We start from the raw sequence: 4,301 nt of genomic DNA, 5'->3' as shown, positions 1-4,301 counted from the left end.
CGTATTCCTCATGAAGCATGAAGTCTAGTTTTAGCTTCAGCACGCCATGTACGATATGCTTTACGTCCGTTGTGGGGAAACGTATGCGTACATAATCAATCAGCATGGTAAGGGGTGCTTCTGGATTTAGCTTTTCTAAAGCCATAGCGATTAGCTTCTGTTTATCTGCTGGCGGTATAGTCTTGCCTGTTTCCACTTCACTGATGTATTGGCGAGGGAGTGAAGCCATGACCGCAAGTCGTTCTTGTGATATCCCATATTGCTTGCGCTTGCTTTTCAGCGTTTCTGCAAATGAGCTTGTTTCTTCTTTCAATTACATTCCTCCAATCAAAAAGGCGATTGTCTGATTTTTGAAGTAATCGGACAACCACCATAAATCATGAAAACCCCTTATGAGATAAAAGATTTCTGTGATTTTTGTTCGTGTTATTTGTCTGTTTGTACCCCTCTGTTAGATACGAGGGGTTTATCGTGTTGGCGTGGCTTCGCCACACCAACGCAAGGCTAGAGCGTACCTGTGGCTTTCGCTTCGCACGCCACCTGTCCGTCCTGCCTGCTTTGTGCCAGTTCACCTATGGTCTGTAAGAAATCATGACCTTTTGGCACTAAGGGGGTATAAAATTCTGATATAACACTTGTTCCTACATCAACATAGCCACGCCCCTTGATAGGCTTTAAGAAAAACTGCTTTGACGTTTCACCAAACATCATGGAATAGCCAAGCTCCGACATACGACCTAACGCAACTCTAAAATTGAACTGGTCACGAATACCGTCACCAAGATATTTTGCGTCTGGTCTTTGGCAAGCAAGTATCAAGAAAAAGCCTGCCTGTCTGCCAAGCATGACGATCTGTTTCAGCTTGTTAAGGACTGCGGTATTTTCTTTATTGCCTAGCATCTCCATGAATGCCACATATTCATCAAAAATAAGAAAACAGGGTGCTAGTCCTAAGTAAGCATAATTCTCACCTGTCTTATAGTTGTGCATGAGCTTCATTGCTTCGGAACGTGCCATCATATCGTCATAGAATTTATCAATGCAGGAAGTCATATCTTCCTTGCGATAGTAAACGTCTGGCATGACGGTCTGTAAATCGGCAAGGTCAGCATTCTTTGGGTCTAAAATATACAGCTTTGCATTGGTGCGTAGCAGTGCTTCAATGATGGTAAGTATGTAATAGGTCTTACCGCCACCAGTACCACCAGCAATAAGCATATGCGGTAAACTGTCATATTCCCAGCTCACATTTTTCATAAGCTGTAATCTACCGCCTTTTGCCTGCACTTCCTCAATACTGATACGATTAGCGATTGTATCATAGAGTAGCGTATACTCCACAAAACTGTCATGCAGTATTTTGTCAGTCAGCTCACAATACAAGCCACTTTCCAGTTTCTTTTCCAAGTTCAAAAGCTGGTCTTGATACTTTCCTAATGTGATTTCACACTGGATATGAAGCAAGCCTTTTTCCATACGGTAGTAGAGCTTTGGAAAGTAGGTGATTTTCTCTTTTGTCTTGTTTGACGGCAGGTCGGTGAAAAAGCTGTTTCCCTGTATATTTTCACTTTCATACCAGTGGTTATCCAAAACCATGCGTGCCAGCTTTTGGCGGTGCTGTATCTGCTTTCTATAATCAAAGCAGTAGCGACAATAAAGAAATGCCAGTAAGGCACATACCAAGCTGGAAGCTACCACCGTAAACACATGATAGGGTGTCGGTGTAAATGTGATACCGTTTCGTAAGCTGATAGCTCTCCAATCAGTACGCACGAGCTGTCCACTGTTTAGCAGTAATAAAACCACTGTAAAGACAGACAGGAGCGTACCAGCATAGAAGCGAAAAACCAGTGACTTATCACTGGCTCTTATCCGCTTACCTTTGTAGTTGTAAAATTTCATTTATGCTCCTTTCTTGGGTATAGAAAAAGCAGTCAATCTTTCTAAAACTAGACCAACTGCTTTTGAAAAAATAAAATATCATTTATCAATATCACGATTGCAACGTCGTATAGAATTAGGCAACATTACATCTATTTCATGTTCTGAAAAAGTTTGTTCTTCTTCAGTTTTTAAAGCCTTTTGTGCTTCCTTATAGCTTTTAGATGTAGTTCTTGGCGAACCACTATATACTTCTGCTGTTCTTTCTTGTAATTCATTTCTTTTATTCATGATTTCTTCTACAGATAAAATTTCAAAATCGGTTAATAATGAAACATATTCTTCCCTTATTTTCCACAATAAATCAGAAGCTTCTTTATGCTGTTGAGCATCCTCGATTAAATCAAAATTTTTAACGTATGAATTTAATACTAGCAATAGTAGCGATACAATAGCACCCAAAATACTAGCTATTTTGCCCTCAGACAATATTGCTACAACAAAACCACTTGTAGTTACTGCTGATAATACAATTTGCCATACCTTTAATCTATTATTAGTTTTTAATAAGCTACTTATGATTTTATCATGGCACGTTTGAGTATATGTAACTTTACCATAGGCTTCTCTTATTTGTGATTCAAGTTTATAACCTTGGCTATGCAGGGAATTTCGCTCCATATATTTCTCTCCATTTCTGCTTAGCAGAGTATGATTGATTATTACTTTCATATGATATGGCTGTTAAAGCATTTTCATATGCTGTTTTAGCTTTAGATTGAAAATTACCATCTTTGTAAACATATCTTCCGCTCCCTGGTGCTAACCAATACGTTTTATCTGTATCTATGTTCTTTAAGTATTCAAAGAAGTCTCTACTCATATAATCATAATATAAATATGATTTATCCTTGTATTCCCAATCATTTATAAACTTATATGCCAACGTGTCTATTAGAATACCACTCATAGAGACATTACACTTTTTCTTCCATGCACGAGCCATTCGACACAAACGCTTAAGGTTTTTATTAACAAGTTTATTTCTGTCGTTAATAGCCTCAATTTCTTTTTTGGGGTCTGTGGTTTTCCAACTTCCCCCATTATTACTATCAGGATATGTATAACTACTACCATCTTTGTTAATAAATGCAGGAACAATTTCAAAATTAATACCATCATCAAAATTTATCCCTATAACTTGTCCATCACCTTTTACATATGATGTACTGTATGTCTTTTGTAAAACTGTTTTAACTTCTTGTAAGAGCGCAGATTGTCCATTACTTGTATACGCATTAAATTTAGCATATGTTTCATATGGTAGTTGCACAATCATATCAATATCACTTGTCCAGATTTCGGTTCCTCTACCATAAGAGCCTACATATAAACTGTATGCTGTTTCAGATGAACTGTTTCTATAATCAGTGTTAATTCTTTTTGTTATTTGATGATAACGATATTGAATTTTTGAAACTGTATCTGTACTCATTCTTAAATTTGAACAGAATGTTGAAAAATAGTCACTGACTGACACATTTACCCCTCCCTTTTTTAGGTATTCATTTCTACAATTTTACCAAAAATTACCTATATTGTCAATTTAAGTAACTGCATATACATGGGATATAAACGCATTGATATCTTCAATAAATCAAATGATTTCTCATGTAATAAAACAGGGTCAATAATTTCAACTTCTGCATTTTGCAAGGCTATTTTTCCTTGTTAGGTGTCTGCTGGTTATTTGGCTGTACTGATTGTTTCCCATTCTTTAAGACGATATTTTCAGCCTTGATATACCAGTCAACGTCTGCACCCATGTAGGTAGCCGTTGCGACTGTATCAGCCACAGGATTGATGATTTCCACTTCTGCGTTATACTCAAACTCCTTTAATGGAACACTTGCTGGAATGGAAACCTGTATCATACAACCTTGTTCTTTACACTTTAAATCATAGGTACGTTCTTTGACTTCTGTACTAGCTGTACCGTCCTCATTCTGAACAAACACTTCACGGCGTAATGCTGAAAATTTCAATTTCCCGAATGTCTTTTCTTTGTCTGTAAAAATTCCATTAGCTAATCTCATGTGTTTTTCCTCTCTTTCTTATGCTTTCACCATATCGTCTGCATGCAATATGTATCTTGTAAATCCTCTAGTGCCAATCTTGTACCCCTCTGCGGTAATACGTGGATTGACAAGACGTACTTTTTCTTCAAAGGTGAAGTGCTTTTCTCCTGCTTCTGCTGGCAAGATAACCACAATGTCGTCTGCTCGCTGTACATCACTGTACAGGTTGAAACTACGGGTAACTACCGTCAAGCGTCCGTTGATCCGTTTCTGTTCAACCTTTGCTTCGCCTGCATATTCTAATGTTCCAAATGTTTCTTTCATGTGGGGTATTACATATTT

The 4,301-nt window shown here is 37.7% G+C and carries 6 protein-coding genes; all 6 read right to left on the bottom strand.

The features are described from left to right. Positions 1-313, bottom strand: a 313-nt coding sequence (locus tag BN350_RS09625; protein ID WP_028043410.1) for a helix-turn-helix domain-containing protein, incomplete at its 3' end; no start/stop codon positions are given. A gap of 191 nt (positions 314-504) precedes the next feature. Then, on the bottom strand, positions 505-1,902 hold the full coding sequence (locus tag BN350_RS09620; RefSeq protein ID WP_028043409.1) for an FtsK/SpoIIIE domain-containing protein: 1,398 nt from the start codon (positions 1,900-1,902) through the stop codon (positions 505-507). Positions 1,903-1,980: 78 nt separating this feature from the next. Beyond that, a complete protein-coding gene (locus BN350_RS09615; RefSeq protein WP_028043408.1) occupies positions 1,981-2,562 on the bottom strand; it encodes an SLATT domain-containing protein in 582 nt (193 codons plus the stop codon). After that, positions 2,540-3,421 (bottom strand): SMODS domain-containing nucleotidyltransferase, encoded by an 882-nt coding sequence (locus BN350_RS09610; RefSeq protein ID WP_028043407.1) that lies wholly within the window; start codon positions 3,419-3,421, stop codon positions 2,540-2,542. The genes BN350_RS09615 and BN350_RS09610 overlap by 23 nt, the downstream gene beginning before the upstream one ends. A gap of 178 nt (positions 3,422-3,599) precedes the next feature. Beyond that, on the bottom strand, positions 3,600-3,977 hold the full coding sequence (locus BN350_RS09600; RefSeq protein WP_028043406.1) for a YdcP family protein: 378 nt from the start codon (positions 3,975-3,977) through the stop codon (positions 3,600-3,602). A gap of 18 nt (positions 3,978-3,995) precedes the next feature. Beyond that, on the bottom strand, positions 3,996-4,301 hold a 306-nt coding region (locus BN350_RS09595; protein WP_081652891.1), incomplete at its 5' end, for a YdcP family protein.

Origin of the sequence: Candidatus Stoquefichus massiliensis AP9 (genome assembly GCF_000455285.1) — a bacterium.
Taxonomy (GTDB): domain Bacteria; phylum Bacillota_I; class Bacilli_A; order Erysipelotrichales; family Coprobacillaceae; genus Stoquefichus; species Stoquefichus massiliensis.
Note: the sequence above shows the minus strand (reverse complement) of the source record. Positions and strands in the feature narration are given on the sequence as shown.

Coding starts and splice junctions, on each gene's coding strand:
- BN350_RS09620 (WP_028043409.1), bottom strand. CDS start 1,902: ATGAAATTTTACAACTACAAAGGTAAGCGGATAAGAGCCAGTGATAAG.
- BN350_RS09615 (WP_028043408.1), bottom strand. CDS start 2,562: ATGGAGCGAAATTCCCTGCATAGCCAAGGTTATAAACTTGAATCACAA.
- BN350_RS09600 (WP_028043406.1), bottom strand. CDS start 3,977: ATGAGATTAGCTAATGGAATTTTTACAGACAAAGAAAAGACATTCGGG.